The organism is Colwellia sp. SU-HH00943 (assembly GCF_057546125.1).
The window spans coordinates 39,322-53,675 of record NZ_BAAJLW010000006.1 but is presented as its reverse complement, the minus strand read 5'-3'; the positions used below and the strand labels follow the sequence as shown (position 1 = coordinate 53,675).

Here is a 14,354-nt window from a genome sequence, read left to right as displayed (position 1 = left end):
CAAGTCAGTTTTTATAACATTCGTATTAAATTAATAATTTGCTTAATTAGGCAACTATTTCGCCAACAAAAATGATAAGCTAGCGCCATGAATAAAACACACTTAACTGAAATAAAATTCGCTGACTTAAATCTTGCTCCACAAGTAGTGACCGGATTAGAAGCCATGGGCTTCACAAACTGTACGTCTATTCAGGCCAAATCTTTACCTGTATTACTTCAAGGCAATGACATTGCTGGACAAGCACAAACAGGTGAAGGTAAAACCATTGCCTTTTTAGCCGCTACTTTCCATCAATTATTGCAAAAAGAAGCGCCAACACATAATCAGCCTAGAGCGTTGATCATGGCTCCTACGCGTGAGCTTGCTATTCAAATCCATCGAGACGCCATTGAAATGGCTAAAGCTTCCGGTTTACGCCTTGGCGTTGTTTACGGTGGTGAAGGCTACGAAAGCCAACGATTAGAGTTAGAACAAGGAGTCGATATTTTAATCGGCACTTGTGGTCGACTAATCGATTACATGAAGCAAGGTATCTACAATTTAAAGAATATTGAAGCTATTGTGCTTGATGAAGCAGACAGAATGTTTGATTTAGGCTTTATCAAAGATATTCGTTATATGTTTAACAAAATGCCGCCGGCAACTGAACGCTTGAGCATGTTGTTTTCAGCAACCTTATCATTTCGAGTCAAAGAGCTCGCGTTTGAACATATGAACGATCCAACCAGTGTTGAGATTGAGCCTGAGCAAAAAACCAATACCCGTATTTCAGAAGAATTATTTTATCCTTCTAATGAAGATAAAATGGCACTGCTACAGACACTCATTGAAGAAGACTGGCCAGAAAAAGCCATTATTTTTGCCAACACTAAACATGTTTGTGAAAAAATTTATGATCATCTCATTGCCGACAAACTAAGAGTTGGTTTATTAACTGGTGATGTACCACAGAAAAAACGTTTGAAAATATTAGAGCAATTTACTGAAGGTAGTGTTGATATCTTAGTCGCGACTGATGTTGCTGCTCGAGGTTTACACATTCCTGCGGTAACACATGTTTTCAACTACGATTTACCTGATGATTGCGAAGATTATGTACACCGAATTGGCCGTACAGGTCGTGCTGGTGCAACAGGTCATGCTATCAGCTTAGCTTGTGAACAGTATGTTTTTAATTTACCTGCTATTGAAAGCTATATTGAACATGAACTACCTGTTACCAAATATGATCATGATGCCTTGCTAGACGACTTACCTAAGCCTAAGCCTCGTCAACGCCGTCATAGACCGAATACCGGCAGAGCAGGCTCAGGTCGTGGCAATAATAGACAAGGTGGTAATAACTACCGTGGTCGTCGTTAGTTTTCATTATTAATCATGGCAACACAAGACGCTATACCACAGTATGATAATAACCATTATGCTGTGGTTGATTTAGGTTCAAACAGTTTTCATTTGTTGGTCACCCGACTCACTGAAAATAACATTGAAATCGTGAATAAAGTTAAACGTAAAGTACGTTTAGCAGCTGGGCTTAGCGAAGACAATCAATTGAGCCAAGAAGCCATTGCCCGTGGCCTTGATTGCCTTGCTTTATTTGCAAAGCACCTCAGCACTATTCCTAAAGAAAACATGCGCATTGTTGCTACAGCAACATTACGCATAGCTCAAAATAATACGGATTTTATCAACGCCGCCAATAAAATATTACCCGTAAAAATAAAACTCCTTACAGGTATGCAAGAAGCTAACACTATCTTTAATGGTGCCGCCCGTACTTCTTCTGACAATATAGCGCAATCTCAATTGATACTCGATATTGGTGGCGCGAGTACTGAGATCATTATAGGTGAAAGCCATACTGCTTTGCATGCCATCAGTTTAAACTTAGGGTGTGTTAGTTTTAATGAGCGTTTCTTTAGTGACGGTGAGTTAACACGTCACCATTTTGATCAAGCCATCGCTGCGGCATCAAGCTTAATTGCTCCCTCAGCAGATACATTCATCAAGCTAGGTTGGCAAACCGTACTTGGCAGCTCAGGCACAATACAAGCATTAGCAGAGATATTACAATATCGTCAGCAAGATATTGTTATTACTGAAAGTTTTTTACAAGAAATAAAACATTCACTAATCGCTTATAAAACCATTAATGATATTGACTTTGCTGGCTTGAGATCTGATAGGAAAGCGGTATTAGCAAGTGGGCTAAGCATCCTTATCGCTCTTTTTAATTGCCTAGCTATTAAAGCGCTGTATTTATCTGCTGGGGCATTACGTGAAGGCCTGCTATTTGAAGTACTCCCTCAGTGCACAGGCCAAAAAATCACTTTTAATCTATAACAAATAATTAGCTATCTTCTTTTAACCATCTTGCAACTTGCTTAGCAAAATAGGTAAGAATTCCGTCGGCACCAGCGCGTTTAAAGGCAAGCAGTCCTTCCATAATACACGGTTTTTCAGCTAACCAGCCATTTTGAATAGCCGCCATATGCATAGCATACTCACCACTCACTTGATAAGCATAAGTGGGTACAGCGAAGGTGTCTTTAACACGACGAACAATATCTAAATAAGGCATTCCAGGTTTCACCATTACCATATCTGCACCTTCAGCAATATCTTGTGCAACCTCATGAAGCGCCTCATTACTATTAGCTGGATCCATCTGATAGGTATGCTTATCACCACCTTTTAAATTACCTGCAGAGCCAACGGCATCACGAAACGGGCCATAATAATTAGACGCATACTTAGCTGAATAGGCGAGTATTTTAGTATTAACATACCCTTGTGCTTCCAGTGTTTCACGAATAGCACCAACACGACCATCCATCATATCTGACGGCGCGACAATATCAGCACCCGCTTGTGCATGTGACAAGGCTTGCTTTACTAAAATCTCTTTTGTGACATCGTTAAGTACATAGCCTGTTGCACCGGCGATGTTGTTATCATCTTCACTTAAAATGCCGTCTTGCCCGTGTACAGTAAAGGGATCTAGAGCAACATCAGTAATCACGGCTAGTTGTGGAAATTTCGCTTTAATAGCTCTCACTGTACGCTGTGCTAACCCGTCAGGGTTATAAGCTTCTTCTGCCATTAACGATTTTTTATCACCTGGGGTAACCGGGAAAATAGCGATTGCAGGAATACCTAATTCAACAAGCTCTTGCGCTTCTTCTAGTAACAAATCAAGACTTTTACGCTCGACGCCAGGCATAGAAGTCACCGCTTCTCTTTGATTTTCTCCTTCCAAAACAAATACTGGATAAATCAAATCATTCACCGTTAGTTGATACTCTGCCATTAATCGGCGAGTATAATCATCTTTACGCATACGTCGCATGCGGCGTGCTGGAAATTGGCCAAAGGCAGTATTGCTATTCATAGGTTTATTCTTCTGTAAATTGATAAAATTGGCTTTGGTTTCGACCTGAATCTTTCGCGTGATATAGCGCTTTATCTGCACCAGAGAAAAGTTGCTCTGGTTGCATATCAGTTTGCTGAACGTATGTATTAACACCGTTACTAATAGTTAGAGGGATTTCTAGGTCATTATAAATAAATGGTTTTTCAGCAATGCGCTTTCTTAGCACCTCTGCCAATGCCATTGCACCTTGACTCTCTGTATCGGGTAAAATCAAACAAAACTCTTCGCCACCGTAACGAAATGCCGTATCAGTACTTCGCTTCAAACTGTGCTTTATTTGCTCAGCTAACCAAACTAAACATTTGTCTCCAGCTAAATGACCATATGTATCATTCACCGACTTAAAGTGGTCGATGTCAATGAGCACTAAACTCAATGGCGTCAAATTACGTTTACTTCGACGGTATTCGGCAACAATTTTTTGATCGTAAAATCGCCTGTTAAATAGACCCGTTAGTTCATCTAGAGTATTTTTTTTCTCAAGCTCGCTATTAACTTCCTCTAACTCTTGTAAGGCAATATTTAACTCTAATGTGCGCTCTTGTACTTTATCTTCTAACAGGCCTTGATTGGCTTGCTGCTCTTCCAGTAAAGATTGTCTGGCTTGCTCTGAGAGTTCCTTGTCCTGACGAACCTTAGTTAGTTCAGCCATTAAATGCTGTCTATCAGCCTTAAGCCGACGGAACATAAAAAAAGCACAAACAATAAATAATACCAAACACAGTAAAAAACCTATGCTTAGGCCTTGAAGAAATGACGTATTAAATTGGGGGATAAAATTGGTCACTACATAAATACTTTAGTTATAAGTTAAAAACATTTTCTGTATTGAGCTTAGTTTGGCAAGCTATTTCCTTCGGGTCAATACCTGTCAACATTGCCAGTTGTTCAACCACATAGGGTAAATAACTCGGCTCATTACGACTACTTTTAGGTTTCGGTCTAATGGTGCGTGGCGTTAAATACGGAGCATCCGTTTCAATCAATAATTTATCTAAAGGAATTAGCTTTACAATATTTCGTAACTCCTGCCCTCTGCGCTCATCACATAGCCAACCTGTTATGCCAATATACATACCAGCCGATAAACACTGCTCTAATTCTTGTTTATTACCCGTAAAGCAGTGCGCCACCATAGCTGGCACTTCATCGATAAAAGGCTCAAGCACTGAAAACCATGCTTCAAAGGCGTCACGCTGATGTAAAAATAGCGGCATGTTTAACTGGGCAGCTAAATTCACTTGCGCAGTAAACACTTGAAGTTGTTGTGCTGGTGCAGAAAAGTTTCGATTAAAATCTAAACCACACTCGCCAATAGCCTTTACTTCAGGTTTGCTAGCCAGTTGAGTTAACTGCGATATGTAGTCATCACTAACGCCATCCGCATCATGTGGATGTACACCCGCCGTCGAGTATAAGCTATCAGGAAATTGCCCCTGATAATACTGACACAGATTTAGTGCTTGTTGACTTTCTTTAACACTTGTACCAGTAATAAGCAGGCCTGTAACCCCCTGCACTTTTGCACGACGAATAACATCAGTGCGATCTTTATCAAAACGCTTGTTGGTTAAGTTAACACCTATATCAAACAAATGACTCTGCCGCTATTTCAATCGCTTTACACGGATACTACGATGACTACCTTCTTTATAAAGGTAAATTGCTCCCATCGCCCCTTTGTTCATCTTAACGCTATCACCAACTTTCAATTTAATGGTTTTACTATCTTTTTGTTGCCATTGCTGTCCATTCGCTAAATCAATAATCCACTGACCTCTGATCATTTTTTTAAGCTTGGTAACCGTTGAAGATATACTTTCCAGCCCTTGTTCTTCTGGTGCTTTCTTTAAATGTTCTTTAGCAAAATCATCAACTTCTTTTTTAGTGACTGCTGGATCAGCCTTAGTTTCAACAGCAATAGAAACTTCTTCGGCAACATTTGCAGGTTGCACTTTTGGTATTAACGCATCATAACAAGCTAATCGTTCTTCATTTATTGAAACTGTTCGACACTGATTTAACTTATCAAGTAAAGCCGTCTCAGCATGAGCCACACTTAACCATAAACATACCAATATACAGCTAATGGCAACTTTCATGAAAATTTTCATGAATTGATTTCCTCTTCTGCGTTTTCTGTTTCATCACTTTTATTGTTTAATGAGGCAATGATGATACCCAGCTCAAATAAAAGTAACATAGGAATAGCTAACATTGACTGTGAAATAATATCCGGCGGGGTTAACAGCATACCAATGACGAAGGCACCAACAACCACATAAGGACGTTTTTTTCTTAAGCTACTTGGGCTTGTTACACCGGTCCAGCACATCAAAATAATCGCAATAGGTATTTCAAACGCGGCACCAAAGGCAAAAAACAGCTTTAAAACAAAATCTAAATAGCTACTAATGTCTGTTGCAATCACAACGCCCTCAGGTGCTACTGATGTAAAAAAAGCAAAAACAACAGGAAACACTAGAAAATAAGCAAATGCGATACCGGCATAAAACAATAATGTTGAACCTAACATTAATGGCGCCACCAGTTTTTTCTCATTTCGATATAGCCCAGGTGCTACAAAAGACCATATTTGAAATAAAATATAAGGCATAGCTAAGAAAATAGATAACACTATAGTTAATTTAAAAGGCGCAAAAAAAGGTGATGCAACATCAGTTGCAATCATTTGAGAACCTGACGGCATTGTAGATAACAATGGTTGAGCTAAGTACTGGTAAATATCTTGAGCGAAATAAACTAAACTACAAAAAACAACAAGTACACCTAAAACAGCACGTAACAAACGCGTTCTAAGTTCAAGAAGGTGATCAAAAAGCGTTGCACTTTTTGTAGGCTCTGGCTGCTGAGAATATGAACTCATTTTATGATTTTTGCTCTGATGATTGAGATTGTGTTTCGTCTGGTGATGGTGAGTCAATACTCTGTTGAGCTACTTTTTCAGCATCACTTGTACTTGACGATGCTGAATGAGCATCTTTGGTTGCTAATGACGAAGAAATCATTGAATCTAATGGGCTTGTATCAACTTGCTTAAATGGTTCATTAACCATATCAGCAGCCTCTTGTAATGATTTTACCGACTCCGCAACCTCAGGGCTTAAGTTACTCATATTACTTTGTTCTGCCTTTTTCAAATTGGCATGCAACTCATGAATACGTAACTCTTCTGATAACTCAGTTTTAACGGTATCGCTAAATTTTCGAACACCGCCTATCCAGCTTCGTACCGTTCTAATAGCAACAGGTAAACGCTCTGGCCCTAACACCACTAGCCCCATTACTGCTATCAGCATTAACTCCCAAAAACCAATATCAAACATCGACTACGCCTGACTATTTTCTTTTTGGCTTTCTTTTACTTTTTCACCACTTTCCGCAGTGTTATCAGCTAAAGTTTCAGATGTCTTTTCTGCAGGTTTAGCAGCCTCATTTTCATCACCGATAGCCTTTTTAAAACCTTTAACTGCTGAGCCTAAATCGCCACCTAAATTACGTAACTTTTTAGTGCCAAATAATAATACAACAATGACAGCAATAATTAATAATTGCCAAATACTGATACCACCCATAACAAACTCCTATAATCTAATTAGTTGCAGTATAACACCGAAATTATCTCATGAAACGAGCAAAACACTCTACTAATAAGAATTTTATGCGCTAGATTAAAGTTTGTTAGGATATAACCGAACTATGCGTAAGATTTATCAGGACTTCCGAAGGGGGAAAGCGATAATTTTTGAGGTCGACTAATATGATAGCCTTGACCAAAATCACAACCAACAGAGTGCAATTTACCCAAAACTTCTTCGCTCTCGATACCCTCAGCGACAAGTCGATACCCAAACTGCTCACCTAGATCGTGCAATGCCTTCACTAATGAAAGGTTTTTATTATTATGTTTTAACGTACGAATAAATTCTCGATCTAACTTAATAAACTCAAATGGATAATTATGCAGGAAACTAAATGATGAAACGCCGGAAGCATAATCATCTAGCGCTAATCGAACACCTAGCTCTTTTAATTTTCTTAAGCCTTGTAATGCAACTTCATTTTGTTGAGAAAACGCCGATTCATTAAACTCTAAAATCAGTTTTTGTGGCTCAAAGCTTTGCTCTTTAATTAAAGTGATCAGGTTATTTAGCTGGTTAGATTGTGTTAAATGCCTGCCTGAGATGTTGATAGCAATAAAAGCGTGCTGATACTGGCTATCGTGCTGCCATGATAATAACTGCCTTGCGACTTCTTCGACAACCCAGTTTTCTATCGTTAAAATAATACCTGTTTCTTCTGCAAGAAATAAAAACTCACTCGGTGTTAATATCCCTTTCTTAGGGTGTCGCCAGCGTAATAATGCTTCAAAACCAATGGTGGTTGAGTTATTCAGGTTAGAAATTTTCTGATAATGTAATTCAAACTGCTGCTTGTCTATTGCTAAGCGAAGCTCTTGTTCTAGCGTCATGGTAGCAATCAGTTTTTCTCTCATGCTGTCATCAAAAAACACATAACGACCACGACCTAAACTTTTAGCTTGATACATAGCTGCATCAGCATCACGTAATACTTCATCTGAACTTTTATATTGAGTACCACAAACAGCAATACCAATGCTTGCATTAGAGTACAGGGTGTTATTTTCAATCGTATAAGGCTTTTCAATAGCACTAATGATGCGCTCAGCAACATCTTCTGCATCATCAGATTTAAGGGAGTCGAGTAAAATAACAAATTCATCGCCACCTAAACGCGCTAAAACATCATTATCACGTACACATGCACGTAGGCGATCGGCTATTTCAACTAAAAACATATCACCGGTATGATGACCCAAAGTATCATTGATCATTTTAAAGCGATCTAGGTCAATAAAAAGAACCGCAAAACGTTGATTAGGATGGCGCTTTAAATGTCGAATGGCATAACTGAGCCTGTCGGAAAACATAGCTCGGTTTGGAAGTTTGGTTAAGGCGTCATGATGGGCTTCAAAATAAAGCTGTTCTTCAGCTTTACGTCGTTCAGCCATTTGCATACGCAAATTTAAATTTGCGGCTTGCAATTCTTGGGTACGCTCAGCTACTAAAGACTCCAGCTCTTTTAAATGCTGTTGCTCTAGCTTTTTTCGCTGCTGTTTTTCTAATTCAAGTTGCTCGTTAGCTTGTTGCAACTCTTGCAACAACAACTTAACTTGATGCAGCTCTTGCGGCGCACTCGGCTGTTTTTTATCCCTTGGTTCCATCAAGGTTCCCATTTTTAGCTTTTTCCAAACGTATTATTTGTGTTTATATATGAAGAAAAGCTTTTATTAGTATTATTTTTGAGCGCTAAGTGTATCAAATTTTTTGAGCTAGGCTAGCATTAATCGGTAAAAAGTTACTAGAATGTAACTATACAACAAAAAGACAACAAAAAAGCGGCAAACAAAGTTGCCGCTTTTGATGGTTATTCTAATTACTTAGCTTATTAGAAACGATAAGTCGTACTGATAAAGAATGTTCGACCCACAACATCATAAATGTTAGGTACGGTATTCATATCATTGCCATCTGGCACTGGCTCTGGATCTGTATCAAATATATTTTTAATACCGCCAGTTACCTGCCAATCGTTGTTAATGAAGTATGCTGCAGATACATTGTGGTATATAACATCGTCTGTTTTATAATTACTCCCTTCCATACCCTTAATGTAATTTGCTGTATACAATAAACTCAAATCTTCACTGATATTGGCGCTTACGGTTAAATTAGATTTTAATTGCGAATAACCTCCCATATTACCATCAATAGTCCCTTCATAACTGACATCATCTTCTTCGAATTCAAGTAAATATGTTGTATCTAAGGTAACTTTAAAGATGTCGTGACTATAGCTGATATTCCAATCTATACCGGACGTATTTTGTTGGCCGATATTAGTCAATGTTGCGGTCATATTCGATAAATCACCATCAGGGGTAACATTAATTGTTTGACAAGCACTTAAATCACCTGCTTCACAAGCATTTAATTGCGCCTGAACATTCACTCTGGCTATCGCATTGGTGATATCAAATTCCCAGTAGTCAATGGTCGTAGACAATCCTTCACTGATTTCCCATACGGCACCAAATGTAAATGACTCACTTTCCTCAGGCTTTAAGTTTTCATCACTGGTATAGTTCACTAAAATCTGAGAGTCTTCTTCATTTCCCCATGGATCATCGAGATAGTCAAAAGAGCCTGAATTACCGCCATATAACTCACTAACACTCGGTGCTCTAAAGCCAGTAGCTGCAACCGCACGAAGCATAAATGTTTCAGTGAAGCGATAAGTTGCTCCTAATTTCCACGTCGCTGCACCGCCAAAAGTAGAGTAATTATCGTAGCGAGTCGCAGCATCAACTGTTAAAGCATCAGTTAATGGTACAGATATTTCAGCATACATTGACTGCACTGAATAGTTACCAGCTGTAGGATCTTGTTGTGCCGCTGTACTCTCACCAGCTTGTACTATCTCATCTGGCGTGTAATAACCGCTTTCAAAGCGACTTTCAATACCAAAAGCATAGCCAATATCATTTTCACTTACGCCGCTGTAACCTGCCGCCAAAGTAAATTGCTCATTACCTCCTTCATTTTCTTCTGTATACATAATGCCTTGTGCGGCTAAGAAGTCTTGTGATATTTGGTCACCACTAAACCATAAATCTTGATTTTCATAAATGCTTTGCTCCATGTTACCGCCATGGATTGAGTTTTGTACTCTGTCTTTGGAGTCATTGCGGCCATAGGTTGCAGTAAGACTCCACTGATCATCATTATCTAAATACCCAGTCAGACCAATCGAAGCTTGATAGGTATCAGTAACTTGCTCATATATACGAGGGCCAGCGTCAACCATGCGTCGCTTATACAATAGCTCATCGGGTAAATTACCGTCTTCATCTTCAAATTGTTCGGTATATATATCATCAAGTAAGCTAGTATCTAAATCGATCGCTGCCGGTTGCGGAGCCATTTGTTGATTTGAGTCCCGTCGGGTATACATGAAATCAGCACTAAACTCTGTATCTGAGGCTATTTCAGTATTAAAGCTACTGAATAAGCTAAACAATTCATTGGGTGTTTGAGCGTAGCTGTCTTGTGTATAGTCATATGAGCTATCTCTTTCTTTCCAACCACCGTTACCATCTGGCACTAAGCCACCTAGTGAACCCTCTGGAATATATGACGACTCACCTGCGGGCACAAAATCACGATCCGCCTGAATAATTTCACCACGATTTGAATATTGGGCACCAACAACTAAGTTGCCACCGGCAAAATCAGTGCCATGCAAAATGCTGAAACCACCACTCTCACCATCACTTTTATCAGTGATACTTCCTTCCCCTCTAACTTCTGTACCCTGGAAGTCTTTTTTAGTGATGATATTCACAACACCTGCAATTGCATCAGATCCATAAACAGCTGAAGCACCATCTTTAAGAATTTCTATCGATTGGATTATAGAAACCGGAATAGTATTTAAATCAACAGATGAGTCTGCTCCTGTACCTGAAGCAACCATACGTTTACCATTTAATAATACCAAAGTGCGTTGTACACCCATACCACGTAAGTTAACCGTTGCTGAACCACCAGAGCCATTATTTGAGGTGGCTCCTAGACTCATACCGGCTGCTGCTGGCTGTGCCGATAAGATTTCTTGCACTGAGGTATAACCGCTCTTTAGGATAAAATCTGATGATATAACAGTAACTGGGCTTGCCGTTTCGATATCTGTTCTGTTTATTCTAGAGCCAGTGACTGCAATGCGCTCTATTTCATCTACACCTTCCTCAGCCAATGCTTGCGCTGTTGTTATAGATGTTGTTGCTATACCGAAAATCACTGCTTGATTAATACGGTTTTTTGTATTGGAAATTTTTTTCATAAAGATCTCTGAGTTTCTCTGGTTGTTATAGACACCATAGATACTGCAGGATCGTTTCAAAAAAGTTCGTTAAGAAATGTTGGGGAATTGTTATCTTTGTAACTTAACTGGAGCTATTTTAAGCACTTGTGGAGGGACTATATAAATTTCAGGCACAAAAAAACCGACAGATGTCGGTTTTTAAAATTATCTATTTTGCTTTATAACACCATAGTGTTTTTTAATTTTGATAAAGCATTTTTTTCAAGCTGCCTAACTCGCTCAGCAGATATTTGATATTTATTGGCCAACTCTTGTAAAGTTGACTTATCTTCATCTAACCAGCGCGTTTTAATAATATCTTGGCTACGTTCGTCTAACGCTACTAAAGCAGTTGATAAACGATTATTTGCATGGTTTTCCCAATTAGCATTTTCTACTTCAACAGCTAAATCAGATTGTTTATCTTCAAGATATAAAGCTGGTGAAAAACTGCTTGCACTTGCATTGTCATCGTCATCAGCAGAAAGCTCAAAGGCTTGATCATGACTGCTCATACGATTTTCCATTTCTAAAACGTCTTTGGTACTAACGCCTAATGTTTCAGCAACAGTATTGACTTCATCTTGGCTAAACCAGCCTAAACGTTTTTTATTTTTACGTAAGTTGAAAAATAATTTACGTTGCGCTTTAGTCGTTGCAACTTTAACAATACGCCAGTTTTTTAATACATACTCGTGGATTTCAGCTTTGATCCAATGCACGGCAAATGAAACTAAGCGCACGCCTACTTCTGGGTTAAAACGCTTAACAGCTTTCATCAGACCAACATTACCCTCTTGCACTAAATCAGCTTGGTTTAAACCATAACCGGCATAGCCTTTGGCAACATGAATAACAAAACGTAAATGTGACATGATAAGCTTTTGTGCTGCTTGTAAGTCATTCTCTTCATGCAAACGAGTAGCAAGATCATGCTCTTCTTCAGCGCTAAGCATAGGAATGCTGTATGCTGATTGCATGTATGCTTCTATACTGCCACTTTGTGAAACGGCTAGCTGCATTGTATTACTCATAAATGACCTCTTTCGTACTAAAACTGAACTTCCCTTCGCTTGTCACTGTAACATAAAACAGCAATTTTAACTAGCTGCTCCCAGCCAAGCGAACACAAACATTAGCTTAATAGAAAGGGCAAAACAAGATGATCTTTCATTTAATTAATGAATAATTTGTGAAAATTTGTAATTAGCTAAAATTAGCCTAGATATAGCAATGACTTACTGTTAATCAGCCTAATTAATCGGCATTAGGCTCTATAGTACGAATATGCTTACGTACTGAGATATAACTCCCCACCAAGCCCAATAAGACTGCAAAAACTATCAACACTAAAGCTTCGTTCACTGCTAATCCTTGCAACTGAAAATCACTTTCGTACAAGTCAGTTAACTGGCTAATGGCTGATGTTAAATATTGGGCAAGTAAGGTAACCGCTAACCAAGAAAGTAAGCCGCCAAAAATGCCATACCACATACCACTATACAAAAATGGTCGTTGAATAAAACTATCGGTTGCCCCAACTAACTTCATGATAGCTATAGCATCTTTCTGATTTAATATAGCTAAACGTATCGTGTTACCAACAATAAGTACCACAGATAGACAAAGTAATAATGCCACTCCTATCACTATATCTTGTATTAATTGTGCCATGGCTTCTAAGCGAGTTAACCACTCAAGATCTAACTTACCTTGATCAACTTCTCGTTCCTTCTGCAGTTTAATCAATAACTCATTGGCAGCAAGTGCTTGGCTTGCTCTTTGCGTAGGTGTCACTAACAAAGTTGCAGGCAGTGGGTTCTTGTTCAAATACTCTAATGATTGACCAAATCCAGATAAAATTTTAAATTCTTTTAACGCTTGCTCTGCTGAAATATAATGAACACTATCAACTTCTGGATACAAGCTAATGCGTTTAACAAGGCTTTGCGCACTACTTTCACTAGTGGATAACTTTAAAAACAAGGTGATTTGTGAAGCACTATCCCACTGCTCACTCACTTGTTGAGCATTTTTAACAAAGAGATGTAACGTAGCAGGCAATGCCAAACTAATACCCAAAACAAAAACAGTCATCACAGAGGTAAATGGTGTTCGCCATAAATCTCCTAAACTACCTATGGCTTGCTGTAAATGACGAATAGGTAAGGTTAATAATCGTCTCAAGAAACTACTTCGCCCACTTAATCCACTTGAGTGCAAATGTTTAACCATTGTACACTCCTTGACTTGCTACTGGCTCAGACTGTAAACCATCAACTAAGCCATCATTAATCATGGTGCCTTCTTTAAGTGTGAGGGTACGATACTTCATTCGGGCAATTAACCCCAAGTCATGAGTAGCAATGAGGACAGTGACGCCAGCAGCATTAAATTCTTCAAAAAGGCGAATAATATCTAAGGATAGTTTGGGATCTAAATTACCTGTAGGTTCATCTGCTAGTAAAATAGGTGGTTTATTGACAATAGCGCGGGCGATACCTACTCGTTGTTGTTCACCGCCAGATAACATATGTGGATAACATTTAAGCTTGGCACCTAAATGTACTTTTTCCAGAGCCGTTTCAACTCGCTTTTGGATTTCTTTTCGACTAACGCCTTCAATTATCAGTGGTAATGCTACGTTATCAAAAACCGTTCGGTCTTTTAACAGGTTGTGACTTTGAAAGATCATCCCTATGCCACGACGAACATAGGGGATTTGCTGATACTTTATTTTCGCAAGTTCACAATGATTGACTAAAATACTGCCTGAGCTAGGCTTTTCCATCATGGAAATTAGTTTTAATAATGTACTTTTACCTGCCCCTGAGTGCCCTGTTAAAAAGGCCATTTCGCCGGCTTGCAGGGTAAAGTTAACCTGCTTTAGCGCAAGAAACCCGCCTGGGTAAGTTTTGTTAACACTATTAAAACTGATCATATTTTATTGTTA

At 38.9% G+C, this 14,354-nt stretch carries 14 protein-coding genes; 2 read left to right on the top strand and 12 right to left on the bottom strand.

The genetic code is table 11. The annotated features are described in order from the left end of the window. Positions 1-87: 87 nt before the first annotated feature. Positions 88-1,365 (top strand): ATP-dependent RNA helicase RhlB, encoded by a 1,278-nt coding sequence (gene rhlB, locus AC27GZ_RS15280; protein WP_487096232.1) that lies wholly within the window; start codon positions 88-90, stop codon positions 1,363-1,365. A 15-nt stretch (positions 1,366-1,380) separates the two neighbouring features. Then, the gene (locus AC27GZ_RS15275; protein ID WP_487096231.1) at positions 1,381-2,346 is read left to right on the top strand and encodes a Ppx/GppA phosphatase family protein; all 966 of its coding nucleotides are present in this window, start codon (positions 1,381-1,383) and stop codon (positions 2,344-2,346) included. 7 nt (positions 2,347-2,353) lie between these two features. Here the strand turns inward: AC27GZ_RS15275 and hemB are convergent, their stop codons facing one another. The 12 genes from hemB to ftsE all read right to left on the bottom strand — a co-directional run bounded on the left by hemB (position 2,354) and on the right by ftsE (position 14,342). Further along, entirely contained in the window at positions 2,354-3,394 is a 1,041-nt protein-coding gene (hemB, locus tag AC27GZ_RS15270; protein WP_487096230.1) for a porphobilinogen synthase, read from the bottom strand. 4 nt (positions 3,395-3,398) lie between these two features. Next, positions 3,399-4,124: a GGDEF domain-containing protein gene (locus AC27GZ_RS15265; protein WP_487096229.1), complete on the bottom strand. Its 726-nt coding sequence runs from the start codon at positions 4,122-4,124 to the stop codon at positions 3,399-3,401. A gap of 115 nt (positions 4,125-4,239) precedes the next feature. Beyond that, positions 4,240-5,031, bottom strand: coding sequence for a TatD family hydrolase (locus AC27GZ_RS15260; protein WP_487096228.1), 792 nt, complete (start codon positions 5,029-5,031; stop codon positions 4,240-4,242). Between the two features lie 12 nt (positions 5,032-5,043). Then, the gene (locus AC27GZ_RS15255) at positions 5,044-5,550 is read right to left on the bottom strand and encodes a hypothetical protein (protein ID WP_487096227.1); all 507 of its coding nucleotides are present in this window, start codon (positions 5,548-5,550) and stop codon (positions 5,044-5,046) included. Then, positions 5,547-6,323, bottom strand: a complete 777-nt coding sequence (gene tatC / locus AC27GZ_RS15250) for a twin-arginine translocase subunit TatC (RefSeq protein WP_487096226.1) — start codon at positions 6,321-6,323, stop codon at positions 5,547-5,549. Before tatC ends, AC27GZ_RS15255 begins: the two co-directional genes overlap by 4 nt. Before the next feature lies 1 nt (position 6,324). Continuing rightward, the gene (gene tatB / locus AC27GZ_RS15245) at positions 6,325-6,783 is read right to left on the bottom strand and encodes a Sec-independent protein translocase protein TatB (protein ID WP_487096225.1); all 459 of its coding nucleotides are present in this window, start codon (positions 6,781-6,783) and stop codon (positions 6,325-6,327) included. 3 nt (positions 6,784-6,786) lie between these two features. Further along, positions 6,787-7,032, bottom strand: a complete 246-nt coding sequence (gene tatA, locus AC27GZ_RS15240; protein ID WP_487096224.1) for a Sec-independent protein translocase subunit TatA — start codon at positions 7,030-7,032, stop codon at positions 6,787-6,789. 122 nt (positions 7,033-7,154) lie between these two features. Continuing rightward, positions 7,155-8,714, bottom strand: a complete 1,560-nt coding sequence (locus tag AC27GZ_RS15235) for a putative bifunctional diguanylate cyclase/phosphodiesterase (protein ID WP_487096223.1) — start codon at positions 8,712-8,714, stop codon at positions 7,155-7,157. A 212-nt stretch (positions 8,715-8,926) separates the two neighbouring features. Beyond that, positions 8,927-11,380 (bottom strand): TonB-dependent receptor plug domain-containing protein, encoded by a 2,454-nt coding sequence (locus AC27GZ_RS15230; protein WP_487096222.1) that lies wholly within the window; start codon positions 11,378-11,380, stop codon positions 8,927-8,929. A 200-nt stretch (positions 11,381-11,580) separates the two neighbouring features. Further along, positions 11,581-12,435 carry an RNA polymerase sigma factor RpoH gene (rpoH, locus tag AC27GZ_RS15225; RefSeq protein ID WP_487096221.1) on the bottom strand — a complete coding sequence of 285 codons (855 nt, stop codon included), beginning with the start codon at positions 12,433-12,435 and terminating at the stop codon, positions 11,581-11,583. A 223-nt stretch (positions 12,436-12,658) separates the two neighbouring features. Then, positions 12,659-13,636 (bottom strand): permease-like cell division protein FtsX, encoded by a 978-nt coding sequence (gene ftsX, locus AC27GZ_RS15220; RefSeq protein ID WP_487096220.1) that lies wholly within the window; start codon positions 13,634-13,636, stop codon positions 12,659-12,661. Further along, entirely contained in the window at positions 13,629-14,342 is a 714-nt protein-coding gene (ftsE, locus tag AC27GZ_RS15215) for a cell division ATP-binding protein FtsE (protein ID WP_487096219.1), read from the bottom strand. Before ftsE ends, ftsX begins: the two co-directional genes overlap by 8 nt. Between the last annotated feature and the right edge of the window lie 12 nt (positions 14,343-14,354).

Coding starts and splice junctions, on each gene's coding strand:
- rhlB (WP_487096232.1), top strand. CDS start 88: ATGAATAAAACACACTTAACTGAAATAAAATTCGCTGACTTAAATCTT.
- AC27GZ_RS15275 (WP_487096231.1), top strand. CDS start 1,381: ATGGCAACACAAGACGCTATACCACAGTATGATAATAACCATTATGCT.
- hemB (WP_487096230.1), bottom strand. CDS start 3,394: ATGAATAGCAATACTGCCTTTGGCCAATTTCCAGCACGCCGCATGCGA.
- AC27GZ_RS15265 (WP_487096229.1), bottom strand. CDS start 4,124: ATGTTCCGTCGGCTTAAGGCTGATAGACAGCATTTAATGGCTGAACTA.
- AC27GZ_RS15255 (WP_487096227.1), bottom strand. CDS start 5,550: ATGAAAATTTTCATGAAAGTTGCCATTAGCTGTATATTGGTATGTTTA.
- tatC (WP_487096226.1), bottom strand. CDS start 6,323: ATGAGTTCATATTCTCAGCAGCCAGAGCCTACAAAAAGTGCAACGCTT.
- tatB (WP_487096225.1), bottom strand. CDS start 6,783: ATGTTTGATATTGGTTTTTGGGAGTTAATGCTGATAGCAGTAATGGGG.
- tatA (WP_487096224.1), bottom strand. CDS start 7,032: ATGGGTGGTATCAGTATTTGGCAATTATTAATTATTGCTGTCATTGTT.
- AC27GZ_RS15235 (WP_487096223.1), bottom strand. CDS start 8,714: ATGGGAACCTTGATGGAACCAAGGGATAAAAAACAGCCGAGTGCGCCG.
- AC27GZ_RS15230 (WP_487096222.1), bottom strand. CDS start 11,380: ATGAAAAAAATTTCCAATACAAAAAACCGTATTAATCAAGCAGTGATT.
- rpoH (WP_487096221.1), bottom strand. CDS start 12,435: ATGAGTAATACAATGCAGCTAGCCGTTTCACAAAGTGGCAGTATAGAA.
- ftsX (WP_487096220.1), bottom strand. CDS start 13,636: ATGGTTAAACATTTGCACTCAAGTGGATTAAGTGGGCGAAGTAGTTTC.
- ftsE (WP_487096219.1), bottom strand. CDS start 14,342: ATGATCAGTTTTAATAGTGTTAACAAAACTTACCCAGGCGGGTTTCTT.